Consider the following 24055-nt stretch of genomic DNA (forward strand, 5'->3'; position numbering starts at 1 on the left):
GTAACTACACCACGTACTTATTATTGCCAAATGCTGATTGTTTTCGAATGCTGATTGCTTCCAAATACTGATTTTGAGCTAGTGCTTATTGTCAGCGGCAGTTTCTGGTACATTAGCATTATCTTATACTTGTAACGACCATAAATAAGGGAAGCTATGAAGCTTTACATTTACGACCACTGCCCTTTCTGTGCAAGAGTTGCCTACATTGCTCAATCTCTCGGCTTGAACATCGAACTTGTTTCTGTGGATTATGATGATGCCCAAACCCTTATCGATCTGATCGGTAAAAAAATGGTGCCAGTCTTACAGAAAGACGATGGTTCTATCATGGCCGAAAGCCTAGACATCATTGCTTATTTCATGGATTTGAAATCAAAGGATGAGCAACGTGAACCTTCAGAGCAAGCTGCTCTTTTCCAAAGCCGATCTTTTCCTCTCACTCAACAGATCGGACGCCCACGTTGGTGGAACCTCGACTTAGCTGAATATCGTTCGGCTGGAGCAAAAGAAGCTTGGCGTGTTAGTAAAGAGACCGAAGGCTTTAATTTTGAAGAGCTCTTAGAAAAGACCCCACAATACGTTCAACTGATTAACCCATTGCTGAAAGATGCAGAGCTTCTATTGGAGCTAGAGAATGGTGAATCATCGCTACCTTTGATTGATCAAGCTCTTTATTTCTCATTGCTTCGCGGTTTCTACGTAGAGCCAAGTATTGAATGGCCACCGGAACTTGATTGCTGGATGGAACGCAAAAGCAAGGACCTTGGTATCGGGCTGCTTAAATAGACTAAAAACCGAAGCCTAGTGCTTCGGTTTTTATTTATGTTTCAAATTGATTTCTGACCCGTCCTAGATAAAGCGGACAATGCCCAATCAGAAAATTGGAAAGTAGCATGAATCAGAACCCAAGAAGCCGAGAAACGGTTTGAATGGGATGAATCAAAATTGTCTTAGATATATAGATCGTCAAATTCCCATCACGACATCATGGCGCTCTTTTTGATCTTTATGCAATTAAAATAGACACTTACAAAGCGCTTACATTTATTTCATAATTACCACATATAATTCAGTAACTTTCTATAAAAGGGACTGACAATGAGGCTTAAACTTATATCACTTGCTTTGATTTCCGCCGGATCAATTGCATCAGAAACAGAAACACTTTCCAATATTTCTACAGAACAAAGCGAAACGCTTTTAGTCACATCAAAATTTCACGGATACAAAACAGAGAATGATAGTGAATTTAGATATGTTGATACTGTTGATTTAAACGGCATAGATTGGGCTTTTTGGTACGGTGAAAACCGTTCACAATCAAAGCCAAAAACAAATCTTATCAGCGATGTAAAAACATTTGGTAAGTTTGAGTTCCAAGCTCAAAAACCAGCTCACGGCAATGAATACTTATGGAACAGTGGCAGCTCTAGAGATTTTCTGGGCGAATCAAATCATGCGATTCTCGTCAAGCATGGCGGCGGCTTTGAGTTTACCGTAAAGCCCGGCAAGGCTGGAGAATTCAAGCTAGATCTATATACGCATAACTGGCTTGCTATGTCAGAGTTCACAGCATGTTTGAAAAATGACTGTGTAACCATTACAAACTACTACCCGTCGCACATATCAACGACAAAAAATAGCGTTGAGTTTTCAACTGATACGGCAGCAGATGAGCTAACTATCACATATAAAGCAAAGAACGATCAATTCAGCTGGAAAGATAACGACCCTTACCATGCGCTAGAAGCAATCAATTTAAGTGAGGTGAAATAATGAAAAAGCTAATAATTGCAACGGCGGTTTTAGCCTCATTTTCTACAAACGCTGGTTTGACCCAGTTTGATCGATCAGTTCAACAACACAAAGAATTTGCATTGCAAACAAAGTTTGATTTTGCTTGTAAGATGAATGTAGGTTCAGCTACGCTAATTGACCCATTTTGGGTCATCACTGCAAGCCATGTAAGCGGCTCGAAATCTGACGGGTATCAAAACACTGTGACCTGTTATTCATACGAGAAAGACGAAAATGGCGTTTATCAGCAGATAACGCAAAAGGTTGCGAGCACGAATCCGGCGGGTCAATTTGGAGAATACAATTTCCCGTATAAAAATGATCGCGGTTTTGGTGATTTCGCCCTTGTTCGACTAGATACGCCGATCACAGAAATCGAGCCAGCAAAACTACCTAGAGAGGGGATGTTTGATTACTCGAAAGTTTACCAGGTTAATCAAATTGGTTACGGCAATTACAACCACAGAAACGGCGGAACTAAACAGGTAATGCACAGTGAATATGAAGATCGCTGGCTTGCTGAATATTCATATGATTTCCGTACATTAGAAAAGACGGACTTAAACTGGCTTACTATTCATGGTGATTCAGGTTCAGGCATCACCATTGAAAAAGACGGTGAACTTTACTTGATCGGTGAGATTGGTTTGCAGTATAGCACCAGTGAAATCGGCGGCTGGACTGATACGTTTGATGATGTGATCTCGCGTTTACCATTCATTCACAAGACGATGAAAGAGCATGGCTTTAGCTATGCCGAGCCAATTGATTTTGACGCTATCAAATGGACGCCGGAAACACAAAACGATATTGATAACTTGCATGCATTTTATTCTTACTGGCGCGCCAGCAACGTTGATTTCAATGAAACAAAATGGCTAAATGATGGAAGTATTCAAAGCGCATTCTATGCGACAGAGAGCGATAGCTACACAATTGAAACAGTAATAGAAAAAGGGCAAAAGCCTTTTGATGTATTTATTGATGGCCGACAAGTTGCTCACAATGTAGACGCAACTGATCAGGCTTTGAAACTTACTCTAAACGCATTTAAAGCAAAAGGCGATGTAGTGAAAGTAGAGTTTAAATTGATTGAACCAGGTGAGAACTTAACTATAGATCATTTTTTGGTTAAGTCGGTTGAACAGTAATATTTGATTATTAGCCCCAGCCTTATGGCCGGGGCTTTTTATTAAAATACACTTAACTTGGGTTTTACGTTTAAGGCTTTATCAGAAGTAGGTTGTTATTTTTAGGGGCGCTGATGAAATTGCCACCTCGAATAAAGCAGCTAGATCACTAGATCACTAGATCACTAGATCACAAACGAAAGATCAAAGAAGTCGGCGTCGCAAACCTGTTCGCTCCAAGATTCGCGTTGAAATTTCTTCAACCGATAGCGAAGACGTGTTGATGTAAGGTATCGCTTCTCGGCGAAACATCGACTCTACCGTTTGCAACTCATACAAGCATTGCGAATCACTCGCGTATTCACTGCCAGCTAAACGGTTCTCTCGAATTTCAGTCAACCTTTCCGCATCAATGGTTAAACCAAAGAGCTTATGTCGGTAAATCTCAAACTCTGGCAACAGTTTCAAGCGCGCTAAATCATCATGAATAAATGGGTAGTTCGCCACGCGTAAACCAAACTGCATCGCCATATACAAGCTAGTCGGTGTTTTACCGCTTCGAGAAACACCAAGCAAAATGATATCGGCTTCTTCTAGCCCTTTCAGCGTGATGCCATCATCATGAGCCAGCGTGTATTCAATCGCAGCAATACGGTCGAAGTACTTCACTGAATCTTTATTAACACTACGTGAGCGCTGCAGCTTCGGCACCGGAGACATTTGGGTATCGTCTTGCACTTTCTGCACAATACTCTCCAACACGTCATAACAGTGAGCTGGTGCCTTAAGCAATTTCGCTTTGATATCGGGAATCACAATCGAAAAAAACACCAACGGTTCTAACCCGGTATCACGATACGAAATTTCGATCTCTTTTAATAAATCAGAAAGTTTGTCCTCACTTTCCACAAACGGAAAGGTTTTTTCATTGGCTTTGAAAGGGAATTGACCTAGAACAACATGCCCTAAAGTCTCACATGTTATGGCCGTTCCATCAGAAACATAGAATACATCACGACTTTGGATATCAATTTGCATTTTTTATTTAATGTTTAAAATTATTTTGAGTAGGATGGGAACCATAATATATATAACGAAACCCTGCTGACTATTACGTCCCCCACAGCTTTAGAAAATAATTTACATTTTTTTAAACTGATACGTAATCGTTTGCCTTTAAATCCCTACAATGCTTGCTATGTTTCTGGAGAAATAAATGCAAAATAACACCCTATGGTTCAATGGCCTTTCCATGGAAGATGTCGACAAAGTCGGCGGTAAGAATGCTTCACTTGGCGAGATGGTTTCTAACCTAGCCAACGCTGGCGTATCAGTACCTAATGGTTTTGCTACCACATCTTATGCGTTTAACAACTTTCTTGACTACAAAGGTCTTGATGAGCGCATTCACCAACTCCTTGATGAACTTGATGTTGAAGACGTTGACGCACTGCGTAAGACAGGTGCAACAATTCGACAATGGGTTCTAGACGCACCCTTCCCAGAATCACTAGAGCAAGATATCCGTGATAACTACCGCGAACTGATTGAAGGCAACGAAGAATTGTCTGTTGCGGTTCGCTCATCGGCAACAGCTGAAGACCTTCCAGATGCTTCTTTTGCAGGCCAACAAGAAACCTTCCTTAACGTGAAAGGTATCGATGCGGTTATCGAAGCAACGAAACACGTATTCGCTTCACTGTTTAACGATCGCGCTATCTCTTACCGAGTACACCAAGGCTTTGATCACCGCGGCATTTCACTGTCTGCGGGCATCCAGCGTATGGTTCGCTCAGACAAAGCTTCTTCAGGTGTGATGTTCACGCTTGATACTGAATCAGGCTTCGACCAAGTGGTATTCATCACCTCTTCTTGGGGCTTAGGTGAAATGGTCGTACAAGGCGCGGTGAACCCAGATGAGTTCTACGTTCACAAGCCAATGCTAGAAGCGGGTCACTACCCAGTGGTTAAAAAGACATTTGGTTCTAAGTTGATCAAGATGATCTACTCAACCAACCAAGAGATCGGCAAGCAAGTTGATATCATCGATACGGATACCCAAGAGCGTAACGAGTTCTCACTGAACGATGAAGAGATCAAAGAACTAGCGAAACAAGCGATAATCATCGAGAAGCACTACCAACGTCCGATGGACATTGAGTGGGCAAAAGATGGCATCGACGGCAAGCTTTACATCGTCCAAGCTCGTCCTGAAACCGTATGTTCTCAAAGTGACCAAAACGTTATCGAGCGTTACGAGCTAAACAACAAGGCGGATGTCTTAGTTGAAGGCCGTGCTATCGGTCAACGCATCGGTTCAGGCCCTGTTCGCTTAGTTGATTCTCTAGACCAAATGTCATTGGTTCAAGAAGGCGACGTACTGGTAACAGACATGACAGACCCAGACTGGGAACCTGTGATGAAGAAAGCCTCTGCGATTGTGACTAACCGTGGCGGCCGTACTTGTCACGCAGCAATCATTGCTCGTGAGCTAGGCATTCCTGCCATAGTTGGTTGTGGTACCGCGACAAGCAGCCTGAATGATGGCGACACCGTAACAGTGTCATGTTCAGAAGGCGAAACAGGCTACGTTTACAACGGCGAACTCGACTTCGAGATCAAACGTTCTGAGGTTGATGAGCTACCAATGCTGCCAACCAAAGTAATGATGAACGTGGGTAACCCAGATCGTGCCTTCGACTTCGCCCAAATCCCGAACGAAGGTGTTGGCCTTGCTCGCCTTGAATTCATCATCAACAAGATGATTGGTATTCACCCTAAAGCTCTGTTGAACTTCGATGAGCAAACGGATGAGATCAAAGCAGAAATCAACCAGCGTATTCGTGGCTACAAAGATCCTATCGATTTCTACGTAAGCAAGCTAACAGAAGGCATTGCTACAATCGCTTCTGCATTCTGGCCTAAGCGTGTGATCGTACGTATGTCTGACTTCAAGTCGAACGAATACAGCAACCTAGTCGGTGGTAAAACGTTTGAACCGCATGAAGAGAACCCAATGCTGGGCTTCCGTGGCGCATCTCGTTACATCTCACCAGTATTCGAAGACTGTTTCGAGCTAGAGACTCAAGCAATCAAACGCGTTCGCAACGAAATGGGTCTTAAGAACGTTGAAATCATGATCCCATTCGTTCGTACCCCGAGCGAAGCGGCATCGGTTATCGATATTCTGGCTAAGTTCGACCTCCGCCGTGGCGACCAAGGTCTGAAAGTCATCATGATGTGTGAGCTACCATCAAATGCAATCTTGGCTGATGAGTTCTTGAAGTACTTCGATGGTTTCTCTATCGGTTCGAACGACATGACACAGCTAACACTTGGCCTAGACCGAGATTCAGGTGACGTTGCACACTTATTCGATGAGCGTAACCCAGCGGTGAAAGCGATGCTGAAAATGGCAATCGATGCAGCAGCTAAAGCGGGTAAATACGTAGGAATTTGTGGCCAAGGCCCATCAGACCATGACGACCTAGCTGAATGGTTAATGGATCAAGGCATCAGCTCGGTTTCGTTGAACCCAGATACGGTTATCGACACGTGGTTGAAGCTTGGTAACGTTGCAAACAAGTAACGCTTAGCGTCAACAAGTAGATACAACAGAAAGTAGATATAACAAAGCCAGTCATCGCGACTGGCTTTTTTGTTCACCGAGAGCCAACAAAGATAACCTGCCTAACATAACAAACATTGGTATCGCGCTGACCTTACGTTATCCTTTACGCAATTCTTCATTGAGAGGTTTGTCACCAACACAAGCCTAACTTCAAGACCGATAAGAGTGTTATGAATTCTACTACCGCAACTCCCTCGCCTTCTCTTGGCCGACAACTCTATACAATGACATGGCCAATGCTGTTTGGGGTGCTTTCCCTTATGAGCTTCCAGCTTGTAGACAGTGCTTTTATTGGCCAACTGGGAGTGCTACCGCTCGCTGTTCAGGGGTTCACACTTCCTATACAGATGATCATCATCGGTATTCAGGTCGGGTTAGGTATCGCGACGACCGCGGTAATCGCAAGAGCCATCGGCGCGAATGAAACGCGCTACGCTAAGCAGCTTGGTGGATTAGTGATTGCGATGGGCAGCGTGTGCGTCGCGCTTTTCTCCGTCATCATCTATCTGCTGCGTGGGCCAATTTTACAGTTGTTGGATGCGCCACCGACGGTATTACCGATCATTGACTCTTATTGGATCTATTGGTTAGTTAGCTCTTGGACAGGTGCGCTTCTCTACTTCTTCTACAGTGTGTGTCGTGCCAATGGTAATACCATGCTGCCCGGTTCAATGATGATCGCGACCAGTATCATCAACTTAATATTGGACCCGATTTTCATCTTTACGCTCGACATGGGCATCAATGGAGCCGCCATTGCGACCATCTTAGCGTTCGGTGCGGGTATCTTTATCGTTGCACCAAAGGTCACCAAGAAGCATTGGATGACCTTCGACTGGCACGACCTCGACATCAGCAAGAGTGTTCGCTCCATTGGTAACATCATGGGGCCTGCGATGATCAGTCAGCTGCTGCCTCCTGTTTCATCCATGTTCGCCACTAAGCTGCTTGCTGGCTATGGTACCGCTGCCGTTGCAGCTTGGGCATTGGGTTCACGTTTTGAATTCTTCTCGATTGTCGCTGTGCTAGCACTAACGATGTCGATGCCTCCGATGATTGGCCGCATGTTGGGAGAAAACAACCTCGAAAACATACGTAAGCTCGTTAAGATTGCGGTGATGTTCGTATTGAGTTTCCAATTGGTGATCGCACTAGTGACTTGGTTATTCTCTGGTGGGCTAGCGAATCTCATGACCAGTGAAAACGAAGTCTCAACGATTTTGAACTATCACCTACTGATCGTGCCTATTAGCTTAGGTCCATTGGGGATTTGTATGCTGATGGTTTCTATTTCTAACGCTCTGGGCAAGTCTTACACCGCATTAACGATTTCAGCGCTGCGCCTATTTGCCTTCTTCCTGCCTTGCCTGTGGGTTGGCTCTCAGCTTGCGGGTATTGAAGGTCTATTCTGGGGCGCAATGGCAGGTAATGTGCTTGCCGGCACCTGTGCATGGTTTATGTATCAGCGCGCGCTAAAACAAGTCGAGCTTAAACTGCCAAGCGAATAATCAAACAGAACACTCCAAAATAAATAAAGCAGCAACTTCAGCTGCTTTTTTAGGATCTAAATCCTAGTTTGCATCCTATTAAAAAGCTGTTTTTTTGTGAATTTAACTCTCTAATACAACCTCATTTTCAATTAACCACCTATCTTTACTCACCACCGCATTCACTAGTTAAATACTTAATTGCCATGCATTTACAATACCAATCAATCCGACTTTTTGCCTTTCCTTATAACTTGTCCTAGATCATCAAAGGGTTCAAAAATGCAACCTTTGGTTTTAAATATGTAAACCTTGATGCGGTTTAAGAAATTAAACCTCACTTGGCTACCTTTAGTGATCTTGTTCAAATTTCGCTCGTGATATAGGTCTAAAACTTACGATTTGTTGATATTTTGAACGTTCATCACAGGTTTACAGAAGTTTACCGCATCTTGCGGGGGTACCACCAAAGGAGTAGATTTCAGTCATTGAGTTCAAAAATGTAAACCGAAATCATGAATGTAAAACAAGTTCGATTCACCGATGAAGACAGAGAATGCTTAAGCAATTACTTCCGCTTAGCAGACACTATCGCCGATTTGATTGGTCCTTACTGCGAAGTGGTCATCCATTCATTTGAAAGCTTGGAAAACTCAGTCGTGAAGATCGTCAATGGTCATCATACGGGTCGTGAAATTGGTTCACCGATCACCGATTTAGGTTTACGCATGTGGAGCACGTTCGAGAAAACTGGCGAAGTTTCTCCGAAGAGCTATTTCACCAACGCAGCAGATGGGTCCCTAATGAAATCAACCACCTGTGTGCTGGCTGGTCCACAGCAAAAACCTATCGGCATGCTGTGTATCAACATGAACTTATCTTTCCCATTCCCAGAAATCGTCAAGACGCTGATGCCGCAGTGCAATGTACCTCAAACCATTGTCAGCGAGACCTTCAGCAACAATGCAAATGATGTGATTCAGCAAGCATTGAGTTCAGCCATTAAAGAAGTTGACCAAGACGAGACGATTTCTTCCAAAGGTCGTAATAAAGCCATCATCCGTTGCTTATTTGATAACGGAGTATTTGAGCTAAAAGAGACGACTACACAAGTATCAGAGCAGCTTGGGATCAGCCGTCAGGCGGTTTACAAGTTTATCCGTGAATTTAAATCAGAATAAAACCAATAATTTAGGAGTTACATCGTGAAACAGATCATTGCCACTGAACAAGCACCTGCAGCTATCGGCCCTTACTCACAAGGTACGTCTTACGGCGACATGGTTTATACATCAGGTCAATTACCTCTCGTTCCAGAAACCATGCAGTTTGTTGAGGGCGGTATTAAAGAGCAAGCTCGTCAGTCTTTGGAAAACTTAAAAGCTGTATTAGAAGCGAGCAATGCGGGACTGGACACAGTACTTAAGACTACCTGCTTCCTATCAGACATGGAGAACTTCGTTGTCTTTAACGAAGTGTATACCGAGGTGTTTGGTACTGAGAATGCACCTGCTCGCTCTTGTGTTGAAGCAGCAAAACTACCAAAAGACGCACTGGTTGAAGTTGAAGCCATCGCATACAAAAAATAACCGATTTAGGTATTAATGGGTATCATAGGAGATTCTCATGAGCGTTTCATTTATCGCATTAAGCGTACTGTTCTTTGGGTTCTACGCACTGCTGTCGAACTTCAAAAAGCAAAAGAAAAGTTTTAACTTCCGCGTACTCAGTGCGCTTGCTGCTGGCTTGTTGTTCGGTGGCGCAATTCAACTTGTTTTCGGTGTCGGTAACGTTGCGACATCTGGCTTTGCTGAACTGATTTCCGTATTCGGTAAAGGCTACATCAAACTTCTACAAATGATCGTTATCCCACTGGTATTCGTGGCGATGATCTCTTCGATCATGAACGTTGAAGGCGGTGGTGCGCTATCTCGAATCGCACCAAAAATCATCGGTATTCTACTTTTCACTTGTGCAATCTCAGCAGCCGTTGGTATCGCAAGTATTTACCTATTTGGTATCGATGCGAACGCGCTAGTAAGCACTATCGGCACAAACAGTGCGATTGAAGCTCGCGGTGATTCTCTGGTCGCAACACAAGATGCGATGGCGAGCAGCGGTCTGTCTGGTATGGCTCTGTCTATCATTCCAACCAACATCTTCGACATGCTAACGGGCTCTCAGCGTACTTCTACGCTATCAACTGTACTGTTCGGCATGTTCCTTGGTTACTGCATCCTTCAAGTGAAAAACCGTAAGCCAGAGAAAGTGCAAAACTTCGTTGATTTCATCAACTCTGCAAAAGAAGTGGTGCTTTCAATGGTTCGTGAAATCCTGAAGCTAACGCCTTACGGTGTATTCGCTCTGATGACCACGTTCATGATGACCAACGACCTATTCGCACTTGCAGAGATGGGCCGCTTCCTTCTAGCAAGCTACGTAGCAATTGGCGTTATGTTCGGCATCCACTTCGTCATGGTGTCAATGTTCGGTCTTTCTCCTGCCAAGTTCATGAAGAAAATCTGGCCAGTACTCGTGTTCGGTTTCGGGTCTCGTTCAAGCATGGCAGCTATTCCACTAAACGTTGAAATACAAACTCAGCGCCTAGGTGTAGACGAAGAAACAGCAAACATGTCAGCGACATTCGGAACCAGTATCGGTCAAAACGGTTGTGCCGGTATCTACCCAGCAATGCTAGCAATCATGGCGGCACAGGTCATGGGCATGCCTGTAGACTTGAGCTTTATCCTACAACTGATAGCTGTTATAGCGATTGCTTCATTCGGTATCGCAGGTGTTGGTGGCGGTGCAACGTTCGCAGCAGTAGCGGTACTGACCATCATGGGGCTAGACATCACAGTAGTCGCGATTCTAGTGTCTATCGAAGCGCTAATTGACATGGCTCGTACAGCGCTGAACATCTCAGGCTCTATGTTGTCTGGTGTTCTTACAGCGAAGAAGAATGGCTCATTGAATACTGAACAGTACGACGCTGACGTTACAGCGACAGTATCAAAAGAAGCAGCAGTATAATTCTCAAACTTAATTAAGAGCACTCCACGTGAGTGCTCTTCTGTTTTTCCTGAGTTCAGGTTATTTAGGTAGTAAATATGAAAGTTGTTGTTATAGGCGGTAGCGCCGCTGGTATGAGTTTCGCAGCAAAGTACAAACGTAATCAACCATCAGACGAAGTCATCGTTTTAGATAAGCGTAGCTACATCTCTTTCGGAGCCTGTGGCCTACCTTACTTTGCAGGCGGCATGTTTGATGACACCGAACGGATGATCTCCCGTACACCAGAACAAGCCATCAAATCAGGTTTAGATGTTCGTGTAGACACAGAAATGGTGTCGTTCGACCGCACTGAAAAGCAAATTACAGTGCGTCACCAAAACGTAGAGAGCACTATCGATTACGATATGCTGGTGATTGCGACAGGCGCACGTCCGATCGTTCCGTCATTCGGTGAATACAATCCAGAACACGTATACACACTCACAAGCATGGAAGACGGCTTGGCAGTTAAAGAGGCGCTAAAGGATAGTAACAAGCAGCGTGTGTGTGTTATTGGCGCAGGCTTTATCGGCTTGGAAGTATTCGACGCTGCACATGGCTTAGACAAGCACGTAACGATCATCGAACGTGAACAGCACATCATGAGCCGTCAGTTCAGTCCAGAAATCATTGAAGTAGTTGAAGGTGCGATTCGAGAATCCGATGCTGACCTTAAAACCGGTTGCAGCGTATCTGCAATTCGCGATGCCGAGCAAGGTGGTTACATCGTAGAAACCGATAACGGCAATGTAGAAGCTGATGTCGTGATCCTGTCACTCGGCTTCAAACCAAACACTGAAGTATTCGAACTACCAAAAGCGGCAAATGGCGCTCTGTTGGTGAATGAATATGGTGCTACTGAAGACGCTTATATCAATGCTGTAGGTGACTGTGCCGTTGTCCATCATATGGCACTAGGCAAACCCGTTTATGTTCCTCTTGCAACTACAGCCAACAAACAAGCGCGCATGATGGCTGACAAGCTAGCCGGAAAAGATACTTATATGTCAGGCTTCTTAGGTTCATCTTGTTTGAAAGTGCTCGACTACGAACTGGCGTGTACTGGCGTAAATGAACTTCTAGCGAAAGAACATAACTTGGATGTGAAAGTATCGACCATTTCAGATAAGAACCAAACCGATTACTACCCTGGCCAGGAAGACATCAAGGTGAAGTTGGTTTATCACCCAGAGACCAGGGTTCTTCTAGGTGGTGAGATCGTAGGTAAGAAAGGAGCCGTTGGCCGCATCAATGCACTTGCAGTCGCTATCACAGCCAAGATGACCACCCAACAACTAGGTTACATGGATTTCTGTTATGCCCCACCTTTTTCACGCACTTGGGATGCTCTAAACGTGGCAGGTAACGTCGCTAAATAAGCGAACTGATTGTACAAACTCCAAAGAGTATTCATTGAAACATCAAGGCAGAGCGATTACGCTCTGCTTTTTAATACTAATCACAGTAAGCAAGTGATCAAAAATAGCGTAGGGAAAAGGTTTGAGAACAAGGCAGAATTTTTCGATAAGTAGTTATTCTACAATCAAAAATTTTAACGCAGTTATCGAGCGTTCTAACAAGCTAGGCTAATCAGTTATTTACTACCATTGGTATTAATACTATAACGCCAGACACCGGTGTTTAACCAATGGGTAATCTGCCGTTTGAAGTATTCGAACGCTATCTTATCAGACTCGAGACGAAAAAAAGCCCGCTGATTTCTCAGCGGGCTTTTCAATGGTGGTGGAGGGATAGGGATTTGAACCCAACCACTAAAAAATTAAACGCTTATTTTACAATGAGTTACTCGAATTATCGAAAATCATTTTAATCGTTTGTCTTGTACAGATTAAACCTTACTTCACCGTTTAACGTCAAGATCTATCAGATTGATATGTTAGTAAGTTAGTTACTGAACTAACTTACTAATTTTGTCCTTCGGACTGAGTAACTGGCACACTTTTGGACAAAAGTGAGCCAGTGACCTTTCTATTTTAGCTACCCCTAAATAACTTTTCGTATCCCAAAACACTAGCAGGTAAGGCTGAACGCAGTGCTTGAGATGGAAGGAAACAGACATAAATTTCCATCCCCCGAACCGTAGTGTCAAATTCACTTTATGCAGGATTTAAGTAAAACATGCAAAATGTGCCCTCTGAAAGAGGCTCTATCCCAAAGAGTGTTACGAATCTGGTCAAGATTTTGAGTCTTCCAGGCTTTTTCTTATCAAATGCAACCTGTTGAACACTTGGAAGTTATGCGAGATAATTGCAGAACAGTAGAGTGAAATCTGAGAGATCTTAATGATAACTCAGCCAAAAAAGGGTTAATCTCTCATAAGGAAGCATCATGGAAAACTTTAGGATTCAGCTATTTTCTACAAGTCAGCTTGGAGGAATCCTAGACATAGGATATACAGCAAAACAAAGTGAAATAGTGGGTGATCTTTTATTTTTGTTTAATGCCGAGTTTGATGTTGCAAACCAGACTATTAGTATGGACTACAAGCATCAGTATAATGAAGCCTTTCAAGGAAGGCTTACAGGTTTTGTTAATAAATACAAGTCAATTCTTCCGAAAATTCAAAGTCTAACCACAAAATTTCAATGTTTGAAATCCGATGAATGGTTTTTCACGCTGCCCCCTATAGATTTGAATACGAGACTTAAGTTTGAGTTGGAAAAGGAATTAAACCAACTAAACGGGCTAAAAAGTGAAATCACTGACACTGATATTGAGAGCTTTTTTTCTGGTGTATTAGATAATTATGAAATCGTTACATTCGATCTAGATAAGACTAAAAAAATAAAGGTAGGTGAGGGTCGAAAAAATAAAAGGACATGTAGATTTTGCAACCTCCAGTCACCAGACGTAAGCTTCAAAAAGGAAGCACACGCAATATCTGAAGCACTAGGTAACAAAAAGTTAATATTGAATGAAGAATGTGATTCTTGTAATGAGTATTTTGATGAAAACGTAGAGCGAGATTTTGTTTTTTATCATGATCTCGCAAGAACGATGTTTGGGATTAAAAACAAAGAAAACAAAACACCCAAAATGAAAGGTAAAAACTTTGAGTTTTTCAAAGATGAAAATATGAATTTAAATATCGCTGTTGTTAGTGATAATGAAAACGAAACCAACCAAGAGACACCAAAGAGTGTGTCCTTCAATACTGGCAATAAAATCAGAATACAAAATATATATAAAGCTTTGTGCAAGTTTGCGTTAAGCGTAATGGATAAGGAATATATAGGTTACTTTACAGATACCATTCAGTGGATTAGAGGCGAAAAAGAAACTGCGTCGCTACCGATAGTTGCAGTTCTCAATAGCTATCATTTTTTCACAGAAAGACCTGAAATAACCTTGTTTTTTAGAAAAAATGACAACTACGACCTTCCGTTCACTGTTGTTGAGTTTAGGTTTACATATTACATGTATATTTTTATCGTACCTTTTTCAAGTCAGGATAAATGCCAATTTCTAAATGAATCAGAGTATGAACAATTTCTAAATTGTTTCACCCATATCAAGGCTAAAGGCGACTTTAGATTCCAAGATTTTTCTCAAAATATAGAAAGAGAATTAAAGTACACCATTAACTTCGAACAAAGAGAGACGAGAAATTCAAGCAACTCGGATGCGGTAAACCGTACCTGTTCTTGAGGGATTATGTTACCCAAGATTTCAAAGTAGCGATAGCTAGAAATACCATAAAGCATATTGAAGTTCGACTTTACCTTACAGCTTAATTACAAAAAGGAGTTTAAGATGTCTAACACCAATAAATTTGATGAGCTAATCAAGGATCAAGAAAACTGGATAAGTCAGTTAAGCAATTCTTTAAGCAATCTTAAGAAGTACAAAAGTGGGGAGCTTAGCTGTAGTGAAGAACACTTTAATCGAATTAAACAGGAGCATCATAATTTAGCCAAAGCAGTGAGCGCCATCTCAGAAAGAATTAATAATGTAAGGTAAGGACACATAACATAGGTTTAAAGCTTCATGACATTTTTCCTGATGTAAACGGTACGGTTTTGAGCAAGGTGCTAAATCATTATTGTCCAGTTTCTAGACATGCCTTTCTGTGGTATTGCATAGCAATTCAGGCAAAACACAGCCCGTTAAGAAAGCCGTTTCTGCTCACTTTTGGGAGTTCCCGTGCAGTTCCATTCTGGTGTCTGCCATAACCTCAAGTATTGCAAGCTCAGCAGCGTAACACGTTGCTGAGTAATCGCACTAAACAGTAAAGGGGCATTTCTGTGTCAGGGTAACCTGTCGGTTTGGTTAGTTTAATTTTGGTCTTCATGGCTTGCCATGGTCGGGAGTTAAGAGGCTCGCCTCTTGCCCGCAGTTCACGTTCATCTTTTGCGAAGCAAAAGTGTGACGGGAGCGCAGCGGGTTGCTATACCGTCTCACTTTTTTTAGAGACGGTTTTTGGCGGTTTACCTCCAAGCTTATTTTACTGAGATGTGCTCAACTGAAAGCTATTCACAGCATCAACCAACTCTTCTGGGGATAGCGGTTTCGCATAATGTCCGTAGGTCATCGTATTGTGTTTATGACCAACTATCTGAGCGACCAGATGCTCTTCGATGCCCGCCTTTTTCAGTTCATCAACAACGGTATGACGGAATGAATAGGCGGTTGGGCGTTGTCCCGCTTTGAAGTGACAGGCATCAAGAACATCACCAAAATTGTCTCGATAATCTTTAGACCAATCTAGATCATCCCCACGGGGAGTTAAGTCGAAGAGTTGAGTCGCACCTTGTTGTTTACGTTGCTCTACATAATCAAGAAAGCCTGACTCGAGTATCGTCTCGTGTATGGGCACTATTCTGTTGGAGGCGACATTTTTCAGGTGTTGGTTTTCCGCATCATCGGAAAAATGGATACATGGGATATGACTTAACTTGATATCCTTGATGCGAAGCTGACAAGCTTCTGAAGGACGGCAGCCTTGATGCATCTGTAACTTGGTTATCCAGTCAAATTGCTCACCTTGTTCCTTATAGGCTCGACTAGAGAATAGCTTTTTCAGCTCTACCGCCTTCCAACGCCTGCGTTGACCTTGGCTGTTTGTCTTCTTTGGTAGCTTCACCACCATAAATGGATTGCTTGCTATCAATTCTTTTGCCACGCACCAATTAAAGAACTGCCGATTTGCGGCCAGATAGTCTTTTAAGCTCTTATGACTAAGCTTACGCTGTATCAGTTCATCTCTGTAAGCCATAGCAAGGCTGTTGCTTGGGTTTTCTCGCCCTTGGCTTGATAGATAGTTTAGAAAATCACTACAACGCTGCTGTAGCTGTTTAATCGTCAATTGAGTCACGCTCTCAAGCTGTTTGGATTCAATGAACTGAGCCAGCGCCTCTTTTCCAACATTCACTCTCGGCGATGTTGCCTTTGCTTCTACGGTAGGTCTCAGTATTGGTGCATTCGTCGTTGTCTCGGGTTGAGAGTGATAATTTTGACGTAACTGATTAATACTATGAGCAAGTTCAGCTTTGAACTCAGCAAAACTTAATATCGTAGCTTTGGCTCTGTCGAAAAGAGCATGGAGTAATTGAACCTGTTCGATATTTCTCAGGTAAGCGACTTTACGTTCACGAGTTAGAAGAGAGAATTTATACCAATTAAAGTAAAAATGTGATCTAATTAAGGCCGTCGAACTCTTACAGAAAATCGTCATGGATAGCCTTAATAATACTGATTTTAAAAAGCTAGCAAGCCAACAAAAAACCATTCAAATGAAGGTTCGCTTGCTAGCACTAGCCCACTTCAAAGAAGGTCACTCGCGCACTCAAATTGCCAAATACCTTAAAGTCAGTCGAACTAGTGTAAACAAATGGGTTCAAGTATTTCTTGAAGAAGGATTGGAAGGGCTTCAAGAAAAACCTCGCACAGGCAGACCTGCATACCTCAATGCAGAACAACGAAAACAACTCAGTGCATTCATTAAGAAAGAAGCAGAGTCCCCTTCAGGCGGGCGCCTTGTCGGGAGCGATATACATGATTACATCGTGAAAAACTTTGATAAATACTACCACCCTAATTCTATCTATTATCTCCTCGACCACATGGGCTTCTCTTGGATAACTTCTCGCTCCAAACACCCTAAACAATCACAGCAAATCCAAGACGATTTTAAAAAAATTCAAAATAGAAACGATCCTTAAGATCCCCGGCCATATCGGGCTAGAGAGTGTTGATGTCTGGTTTCAAGATGAAGCTAGGTTTGGTCAGCAGAACACAACGACACGTCTTTGGGCGACTCGTGGAACGAGGCCTCGCGTGGTAAAACAACAGCAATTTGAATACGCTTATTTGTTTGGTTCGGTATGCCCTGAAAGAGGAATTGGCGAAGCCATAGTGGTTCCTTGGGTTAACAAGGACATAATGACAAATCACTTAGAGCAGATATCTAAGGCTACAGAAAAAGGACGTCATGCTGTCGTTATAATGGATGGTGCAGGCTGGCATACCGATGATATTGCGAGAGAATTTAATAACGTCAGTACTATTAAGCTTCCTCCCTACTCGCCAGAGCTTAACCCTATAGAGCAAGTTTGGAGTTGGTTGCGACAACATTATCTAGCGAATCAAAGTTTCACGGATTATAACGACATTGTTTCCAAGGTTTGTCGCGCTTGGAATGAATTTCTTGAGTGCAAAGATCGTGTCACAAAAATGAGCAGAAGGGATTGGATAAACCTGATCAGTTAATTTTCCGGATTGGTATTAAACTCTTTGGGATAGCCACTGCTACGCAGTGAAAGTGGGGTGGCGATGCGTGTGTAGTATACGCTATTTGGAAGTCTCAATAAGTACATCTGTGCTACCTTTCTGTGCAAGATGATTTTCGAGGCTTTAGATACGAAAAAACCGCTGTAAAAACAGCGGTTTAATCTTTAAGAGTGGTGGAGGGATAGGGATTTGAACCCTAGAACCGCTATTAACGGTTGCCGGTTTTCAAGACCGGTGCTTTCGACCACTCAGCCATCCCTCCAACAAATTGTCATTAACAGATTAATGCACTGCTAATGTTATTACTCGTAATACGAGTAATTATATTTAAAGCCTGGCGATGTCCTACTCTCACATGGGGAAACCCCACACTACCATCGGCGCTATTGTGTTTCACTTCTGAGTTCGGCATGGAATCAGGTGGGTCCACAATGCTATGGTCGCCAAGCAAATTTTGTTTAATTGACGCATTAGCGACAATTAATAATTCGGAAAACTGATTTAAAAGTATCTCTTCAAACTCATTCAAGGTCTGTCTTTCTATTGAGTCCACAAAACCCCTTGGGTGTTGTATGGTTAAGCCTCACGGGCAATTAGTACAGGTTAGCTCAATGCCTCGCAGCACTTACACACCCTGCCTATCAACGTCGTAGTCTACGACAACCCTTTAGGACACTTATAGTGCCAGGGAAAACTCATCTCAAGGCTCGCTTCCCGCTTAGATGCTTTCAGCGGTTATCGATTCCGAACTTAGCTACCGGGCAATGCCATTGGCATGACAACCCGAACACCAGAGGTTCGTCCACTCCGGTCCTCTCGTACTAGGAGCAGCCCCTTTCAATTTTCCAACGCCCACGGCAGATAGGGACCGAACTGTCTCACGACGTTCTAAACCCAGCTCGCGTACCACTTTAAATGGCGAACAGCCATACCCTTGGGACCGACTTCAGCCCCAGGATGTGATGAGCCGACATCGAGGTGCCAAACACCGCCGTCGATATGAACTCTTGGGCGGTATCAGCCTGTTATCCCCGGAGTACCTTTTATCCGTTGAGCGATGGCCCTTCCATTCAGAACCACCGGATCACTATGACCTGCTTTCGCACCTGCTCGAATTGTCATTCTCGCAGTCAAGCGGGCTTATGCCATTGCACTAACCACACGATGTCCAACCGTGTTTAGCCCACCTTCGTGCTCCTCCGTTACTCTTTGGGAGGAGACCGCCCCAGTCAAACTACCCACCAGGCACTGTCCGTAATCCCGATTCAGGGACCAACGTTAGAACATCAAAACTACAAGGGTGGTATTTCAAGGACGACTCCATCACATCTAGCGACGCAATTTCATAGTCTCCCACCTATCCTACACATGTAGGTTCAATGTTCAGTGCCAAGCTGTAGTAAAGGTTCACGGGGTCTTTCCGTCTAGCCGCGGGTACACTGCATCTTCACAGCGATTTCAATTTCACTGAGTCTCGGGTGGAGACAGCGTGGCCATCATTACGCCATTCGTGCAGGTCGGAACTTACCCGACAAGGAATTTCGCTACCTTAGGACCGTTATAGTTACGGCCGCCGTTTACCGGGGCTTCGATCAAGAGCTTCGACCGAAGTCTAACCCCATCAATTAACCTTCCGGCACCGGGCAGGCGTCACACCGTATACGTCATCTTACGATTTTGCACAGTGCTGTGTTTTTAATAAACAGTTGCAGCCACCTGGTATCTGCGACTCTCGTCTGCTCCATCCGCAAGGGACTTCACTGATAAGAGCGTACCTTCTCCCGAAGTTACGGTACCATTTTGCCTAGTTCCTTCACCCGAGTTCTCTCAAGCGCCTTGGTATTCTCTACCCGACCACCTGTGTCGGTTTGGGGTACGATTCCTTACAATCTGAAGCTTAGAGGCTTTTCCTGGAAGCATGGCATCAATGACTTCACTACCGTAGTAGCTCGACATCGTATCTCAGCGTTAAGAAAGTCCGGATTTACCTAAACTTTCCGCCTACGTACTTGAACCTGGACAACCGTCGCCAGGCCCACCTAGCCTTCTCCGTCCCCCCATCGCAATTGTAAGAAGTACGGGAATATTAACCCGTTTCCCATCGACTACGCCTTTCGGCCTCGCCTTAGGAGTCGACTTACCCTGCCCCGATTAACGTTGGACAGGAACCCTTGGTCTTCCGGCGAGGGAGTTTTTCACTCCCTTTATCGTTACTCATGTCAGCATTCGCACTTCTGATACCTCCAGCATGCCTTACAGCACACCTTCAACGGCTTACAGAACGCTCCCCTACCCCACATACCCTAAGGTACGTAGCCGCAGCTTCGGTGTATAGCTTAGCCCCGTTACATCTTCCGCGCAGGCCGACTCGACCAGTGAGCTATTACGCTTTCTTTAAATGATGGCTGCTTCTAAGCCAACATCCTGGCTGTCTGAGCCTTCCCACATCGTTTCCCACTTAGCTATACTTTGGGACCTTAGCTGGCGGTCTGGGTTGTTTCCCTCTCCACGACGGACGTTAGCACCCGCCGTGTGTCTCCCGGATAGTACTTACTGGTATTCGGAGTTTGCAAAGGGTTGGTAAGTCGGGATGACCCCCTAGCCTTAACAGTGCTCTACCCCCAGTAGTATTCGTCCGAGGCGCTACCTAAATAGCTTTCGGGGAGAACCAGCTATCTCCAGGTTTGATTGGCCTTTCACCCCTAGCCACAAGTCATCCGCTAATTTTTCAACATTAGTCGGTTCGGTCCTCCAGTTGATGTTACTCAACCTTCAACCTGCCCATGGCTAGATCACCTGGTTTCGGGTCTAATCCTAGCAACTGTACGCCCAGTTAAGACTCGGTTTCCCTACGGCTCCCCTAAACGGTTAACCTTGCTACTAAAATTAAGTCGCTGACCCATTATACAAAAGGTACGCAGTCACACCACGAAGGTGCTCCTACTGCTTGTACGTACACGGTTTCAGGTTCTATTTCACTCCCCTCACAGGGGTTCTTTTCGCCTTTCCCTCACGGTACTGGTTCACTATCGGTCAGTCAGTAGTATTTAGCCTTGGAGGATGGTCCCCCCATATTCAGACAGGATATCACGTGTCCCGCCCTACTCGTTTTCACTGATTATGATGTGTCGGTTACGGGGCTATCACCCTTTATTGCGAGACTTTCCAGACTCTTCACCTGCATCATTAAAAGCTTAAGGGCTAATCCAATTTCGCTCGCCGCTACTTTCGGAATCTCGGTTGATTTCTCTTCCTCGGGGTACTTAGATGTTTCAGTTCCCCCGGTTTGCCTCCTGTTGCTATGTATTCACAACAGGATACTTACTTATGTAAGTGGGTTTCCCCATTCAGGAATCCCAGACTCAAAAGGTTATTACTACCTAATCTGGGCTTATCGCAAGTTATTACGCCTTTCATCGCCTCTGACTGCCAAGGCATCCACCGTGTACGCTTAGTCACTTAACCATACAACCCGAAAGGGTTTCTATTTGCTTTCACTTTCCTTTTTATTTTCACTTTTAAAAAGTGAAGACAAACAGGAGCGAAGACAAATAAGCGTATGGCAACTAACCAAGGTTTTTGGTTGTCATCAAGAAGGGTTAATTCTTGATAACTGTTTGCCGGACTCAATTTACTTTTTTGTTTCCACTTTTTAATAAAAAGTAGAATCAAAAAATGAACAATCATTTCTGATCATTCGAATACAAGACACTTGAATGTGTTTGTTGTGTTCATACCGTTCTTATTAAATAAGAGCAGATAAACATTGAGAACTTTTAAATTTGATTTAAATAACTTCGTTATTTAAATCAGTCAGCTTTCCAAATTGTTAAAGAGCAAGAGTTTTTCGAGTTTTAAACTTTCAAAACCATTTTTAAAGACTCTCATCAGACTGTTGTCATCAAAGAACGTTTAAAGATGGTGGGCGATACCGGGCTCGAACCAGTGACCCCCTGCTTGTAAGGCAGGTGCTCTCCCAACTGAGCTAATCGCCCATGATAGTTCTTTTGTCTTCACTTTTAATAAAGTAAAAATAAGAACCATTCTTCATGGAGAAAGAATGGTGGAGCTATGCGGGATCGAACCGCAGACCTCCTGCGTGCAAGGCAGGCGCTCTCCCAGCTGAGCTATAGCCCCATATTTTTATTTCCTTGGGAGGAAATGGTGGGCGATACCGGGCTCGAACCAGTGACCCCCTGCTTGTAAGGCAGGTGCTCTCCCAACTGAGCTAATCGCCCCAAATTTTATTTCCTTGGGAGGAAATGGTGGGTCGTGCAGGATTCGAACCTGCGACCAATTGATTAAAAGTCAACTGCTCTACCAACTGAGCTAACGACCCTTTTTACTTCTTGAAGGAAGTGGTATCCCGTAGGGGAGTCGAACCCCTGTTACCGCCGTGAAAGGGCGGTGTCCTAGGCCTCTAGACGAACGGGACACTGCAATTTATCTCTACTTTAAAAAATAGAAACAAACTTTGAAGAACCTTGGGAGTTCTTCTTCTCTTTGCTTTTCTAAACCTAATCAATCTGTGTGGACACTTGTCGTGAGTATCTTCGTATAAGGAGGTGATCCAGCCCCAGGTTCCCCTAGGGCTACCTTGTTACGACTTCACCCCAGTCATGAACCACACCGTGGTGATCGTCCTCCACTCTCTCCGAAGAAAGGGCGGTTAAACTAACCACTTCTGGTGCAGCCCACTCCCATGGTGTGACGGGCGGTGTGTACAAGGCCCGGGAACGTATTCACCGTGACATTCTGATTCACGATTACTAGCGATTCCGACTTCATGGAGTCGAGTTGCAGACTCCAATCCGGACTACGACGCACTTTTTGGGATTCGCTCACTATCGCTAGCTTGCTGCCCTCTGTATGCGCCATTGTAGCACGTGTGTAGCCCTACTCGTAAGGGCCATGATGACTTGACGTCGTCCCCACCTTCCTCCGGTTTATCACCGGCAGTCTCCCTGGAGTTCCCGACATTACTCGCTGGCAAACAAGGATAAGGGTTGCGCTCGTTGCGGGACTTAACCCAACATTTCACAACACGAGCTGACGACAGCCATGCAGCACCTGTCTCAGAGCTCCCGAAGGCACACCTGCGTCTCCGCTGGCTTCTCTGGATGTCAAGAGTAGGTAAGGTTCTTCGCGTTGCATCGAATTAAACCACATGCTCCACCGCTTGTGCGGGCCCCCGTCAATTCATTTGAGTTTTAATCTTGCGACCGTACTCCCCAGGCGGTCTACTTAACGCGTTAGCTCCGAAAGCCACGGCTCAAGGCCACAACCTCCAAGTAGACATCGTTTACGGCGTGGACTACCAGGGTATCTAATCCTGTTTGCTCCCCACGCTTTCGCATCTGAGTGTCAGTGTCTGTCCAGGGGGCCGCCTTCGCCACTGGTATTCCTTCAGATCTCTACGCATTTCACCGCTACACCTGAAATTCTACCCCCCTCTACAGCACTCTAGTTCACCAGTTTCAAATGCAGTTCCGAGGTTGAGCCCCGGGCTTTCACATCTGACTTAATGAACCACCTGCATGCGCTTTACGCCCAGTAATTCCGATTAACGCTCGCACCCTCCGTATTACCGCGGCTGCTGGCACGGAGTTAGCCGGTGCTTCTTCTGTTGCTAACGTCAAGAGATAACGCTATTAACGTTACCCCCTTCCTCACAACTGAAAGTACTTTACAACCCGAAGGCCTTCTTCATACACGCGGCATGGCTGCATCAGGCTTGCGCCCATTGTGCAATATTCCCCACTGCTGCCTCCCGTAGGAGTCTGGACCGTGTCTCAGTTCCAGTGTGGCTGATCATCCTCTCAGACCAGCTAGGGATCGTCGCCTTGGTGAGCCATTACCTCACCAACTAGCTAATCCCACCTAGGCATATCTTGACGCGAGAGGTCCGAAGATCCCCCTCTTTGGCCCGTAGGCATTATGCGGTATTAGCCATCGTTTCCAATGGTTATCCCCCACATCAAGGCAATTTCCTAGGCATTACTCACCCGTCCGCCGCTCGACGCCCATTAACGCACCCGAAGGATTGTTAGTGTCGTTTCCGCTCGACTTGCATGTGTTAGGCCTGCCGCCAGCGTTCAATCTGAGCCATGATCAAACTCTTCAATTTAAGATTTTGTCGGCTCAATGAATACTGACTTCAAAATCCATTCTCACTCGAAAGTAAAAAGTAATTTTAAAGCTAT

Annotated in this window: 14 protein-coding genes, 6 tRNA genes and 3 rRNA genes; 12 read left to right on the plus strand and 11 right to left on the minus strand. The window is 44.4% G+C overall.

The annotated features are described in order from the left end of the window. Positions 1–156: 156 nt before the first annotated feature. From grxB to K08M4_RS20575, 3 genes are all read left to right on the plus strand, one after another. Positions 157–789, plus strand: a complete 633-nt coding sequence (grxB, locus tag K08M4_RS20565; RefSeq protein ID WP_086051277.1) for a glutaredoxin 2 — start codon at positions 157–159, stop codon at positions 787–789. A gap of 312 nt (positions 790–1101) precedes the next feature. After that, positions 1102–1779, plus strand: a complete 678-nt coding sequence (locus tag K08M4_RS20570; RefSeq protein WP_086051278.1) for a hypothetical protein — start codon at positions 1102–1104, stop codon at positions 1777–1779. Next, positions 1779–2951, plus strand: a complete 1173-nt coding sequence (locus K08M4_RS20575; RefSeq protein ID WP_086051279.1) for a S6 family peptidase — start codon at positions 1779–1781, stop codon at positions 2949–2951. The genes K08M4_RS20570 and K08M4_RS20575 overlap by 1 nt, the downstream gene beginning before the upstream one ends. 183 nt (positions 2952–3134) lie before the next feature. Here K08M4_RS20575 and ppsR read toward each other — a convergent pair whose 3' ends face one another. After that, the gene (gene ppsR, locus K08M4_RS20580) at positions 3135–3968 is read right to left on the minus strand and encodes a posphoenolpyruvate synthetase regulatory kinase/phosphorylase PpsR (RefSeq protein WP_086051280.1); all 834 of its coding nucleotides are present in this window, start codon (positions 3966–3968) and stop codon (positions 3135–3137) included. A gap of 178 nt (positions 3969–4146) precedes the next feature. On the opposite strand from ppsR, the gene ppsA reads away from it, so the two are divergent. The 8 genes from ppsA (at position 4147) to K08M4_RS20620 (ending at position 15083) form a co-directional block, all read left to right on the plus strand. Beyond that, positions 4147–6519, plus strand: coding sequence for a phosphoenolpyruvate synthase (ppsA, locus tag K08M4_RS20585; protein WP_086051281.1), 2373 nt, complete (start codon positions 4147–4149; stop codon positions 6517–6519). Between the two features lie 212 nt (positions 6520–6731). Further along, positions 6732–8069, plus strand: a complete 1338-nt coding sequence (locus tag K08M4_RS20590) for an MATE family efflux transporter (protein WP_086051282.1) — start codon at positions 6732–6734, stop codon at positions 8067–8069. A gap of 494 nt (positions 8070–8563) precedes the next feature. Continuing rightward, a complete protein-coding gene (locus K08M4_RS20595) occupies positions 8564–9229 on the plus strand; it encodes a helix-turn-helix transcriptional regulator (RefSeq protein ID WP_198299338.1) in 666 nt (221 codons plus the stop codon). 24 nt (positions 9230–9253) lie between these two features. Then, positions 9254–9637 carry a RidA family protein gene (locus tag K08M4_RS20600; RefSeq protein WP_086051284.1) on the plus strand — a complete coding sequence of 128 codons (384 nt, stop codon included), beginning with the start codon at positions 9254–9256 and terminating at the stop codon, positions 9635–9637. A 37-nt stretch (positions 9638–9674) separates the two neighbouring features. Further along, positions 9675–11081 (plus strand): cation:dicarboxylate symporter family transporter, encoded by a 1407-nt coding sequence (locus K08M4_RS20605; RefSeq protein WP_086051285.1) that lies wholly within the window; start codon positions 9675–9677, stop codon positions 11079–11081. 77 nt (positions 11082–11158) lie between these two features. Further along, positions 11159–12481 (plus strand): CoA-disulfide reductase, encoded by a 1323-nt coding sequence (locus K08M4_RS20610; protein ID WP_086051286.1) that lies wholly within the window; start codon positions 11159–11161, stop codon positions 12479–12481. Between the two features lie 970 nt (positions 12482–13451). Then, complete coding sequence (locus K08M4_RS20615; RefSeq protein ID WP_076008407.1) at positions 13452–14771, plus strand: HNH endonuclease; 1320 nt, start codon at positions 13452–13454, stop codon at positions 14769–14771. Between the two features lie 105 nt (positions 14772–14876). After that, on the plus strand, positions 14877–15083 hold the full coding sequence (locus tag K08M4_RS20620; protein WP_086051287.1) for a hypothetical protein: 207 nt from the start codon (positions 14877–14879) through the stop codon (positions 15081–15083). Between the two features lie 484 nt (positions 15084–15567). On the opposite strand, the gene K08M4_RS20625 is transcribed toward K08M4_RS20620, so the two are convergent. After that, positions 15568–16797 (minus strand): tyrosine-type recombinase/integrase, encoded by a 1230-nt coding sequence (locus K08M4_RS20625; RefSeq protein ID WP_232460251.1) that lies wholly within the window; start codon positions 16795–16797, stop codon positions 15568–15570. Here K08M4_RS20625 and K08M4_RS22045 point away from each other — a divergent pair. Then, positions 16796–17831, plus strand: a protein-coding gene (locus tag K08M4_RS22045; protein WP_157665725.1) for an IS630 family transposase whose coding sequence is annotated in 2 segments (ribosomal slippage) — positions 16796–17254 and positions 17256–17831 — 1035 coding nt in all. Because the reading frame shifts where the segments join, the coding sequence is not laid out codon by codon here. The genes K08M4_RS20625 and K08M4_RS22045 overlap by 2 nt on opposite strands. Before the next feature lie 192 nt (positions 17832–18023). Here K08M4_RS22045 and K08M4_RS20640 read toward each other — a convergent pair. The 9 genes from K08M4_RS20640 to K08M4_RS20685 all read right to left on the minus strand — a co-directional run bounded on the left by K08M4_RS20640 (position 18024) and on the right by K08M4_RS20685 (position 23979). Beyond that, positions 18024–18114 (minus strand) — tRNA-Ser (locus K08M4_RS20640). 70 nt (positions 18115–18184) lie between these two features. Beyond that, a 5S ribosomal RNA gene (gene rrf, locus K08M4_RS20645) occupies positions 18185–18300 on the minus strand. Positions 18301–18424: 124 nt separating this feature from the next. After that, positions 18425–21317, minus strand: a 23S ribosomal RNA gene (locus K08M4_RS20650). Between the two features lie 454 nt (positions 21318–21771). After that, positions 21772–21847, minus strand: a tRNA-Val gene (locus K08M4_RS20660). Between the two features lie 66 nt (positions 21848–21913). Then, positions 21914–21989, minus strand: a tRNA-Ala gene (locus K08M4_RS20665). A gap of 25 nt (positions 21990–22014) precedes the next feature. Further along, a tRNA-Val gene (locus K08M4_RS20670) sits at positions 22015–22090 on the minus strand. A gap of 25 nt (positions 22091–22115) precedes the next feature. Further along, a tRNA-Lys gene (locus K08M4_RS20675) sits at positions 22116–22191 on the minus strand. A 20-nt stretch (positions 22192–22211) separates the two neighbouring features. Beyond that, positions 22212–22287: transfer RNA gene (locus K08M4_RS20680), tRNA-Glu, on the minus strand. Positions 22288–22410: 123 nt separating this feature from the next. Then, a 16S ribosomal RNA gene (locus K08M4_RS20685) occupies positions 22411–23979 on the minus strand. Together the 16S, 23S and 5S rRNA genes with 6 tRNA genes alongside form the textbook arrangement of a ribosomal RNA operon. Positions 23980–24055 lie beyond the last annotated feature (76 nt).

Source organism: Vibrio syngnathi, from assembly GCF_002119525.1.
In the GTDB taxonomy this organism is placed as follows: Bacteria; Pseudomonadota; Gammaproteobacteria; order Enterobacterales; family Vibrionaceae; genus Vibrio; species Vibrio syngnathi.

Excerpts from the sequence above, each read along its gene's own strand:
- grxB (WP_086051277.1), top strand. The coding sequence starts at position 157 with ATGAAGCTTTACATTTACGACCACTGCCCTTTCTGTGCAAGAGTTGCC.
- K08M4_RS20570 (WP_086051278.1), top strand. The coding sequence starts at position 1,102 with ATGAGGCTTAAACTTATATCACTTGCTTTGATTTCCGCCGGATCAATT.
- K08M4_RS20575 (WP_086051279.1), top strand. The coding sequence starts at position 1,779 with ATGAAAAAGCTAATAATTGCAACGGCGGTTTTAGCCTCATTTTCTACA.
- ppsR (WP_086051280.1), bottom strand. The coding sequence starts at position 3,968 with ATGCAAATTGATATCCAAAGTCGTGATGTATTCTATGTTTCTGATGGA.
- ppsA (WP_086051281.1), top strand. The coding sequence starts at position 4,147 with ATGCAAAATAACACCCTATGGTTCAATGGCCTTTCCATGGAAGATGTC.
- K08M4_RS20590 (WP_086051282.1), top strand. The coding sequence starts at position 6,732 with ATGAATTCTACTACCGCAACTCCCTCGCCTTCTCTTGGCCGACAACTC.
- K08M4_RS20595 (WP_198299338.1), top strand. The coding sequence starts at position 8,564 with ATGAATGTAAAACAAGTTCGATTCACCGATGAAGACAGAGAATGCTTA.
- K08M4_RS20605 (WP_086051285.1), top strand. The coding sequence starts at position 9,675 with ATGAGCGTTTCATTTATCGCATTAAGCGTACTGTTCTTTGGGTTCTAC.
- K08M4_RS20610 (WP_086051286.1), top strand. The coding sequence starts at position 11,159 with ATGAAAGTTGTTGTTATAGGCGGTAGCGCCGCTGGTATGAGTTTCGCA.
- K08M4_RS20615 (WP_076008407.1), top strand. The coding sequence starts at position 13,452 with ATGGAAAACTTTAGGATTCAGCTATTTTCTACAAGTCAGCTTGGAGGA.
- K08M4_RS20620 (WP_086051287.1), top strand. The coding sequence starts at position 14,877 with ATGTCTAACACCAATAAATTTGATGAGCTAATCAAGGATCAAGAAAAC.
- K08M4_RS20625 (WP_232460251.1), bottom strand. The coding sequence starts at position 16,797 with ATGACGATTTTCTGTAAGAGTTCGACGGCCTTAATTAGATCACATTTT.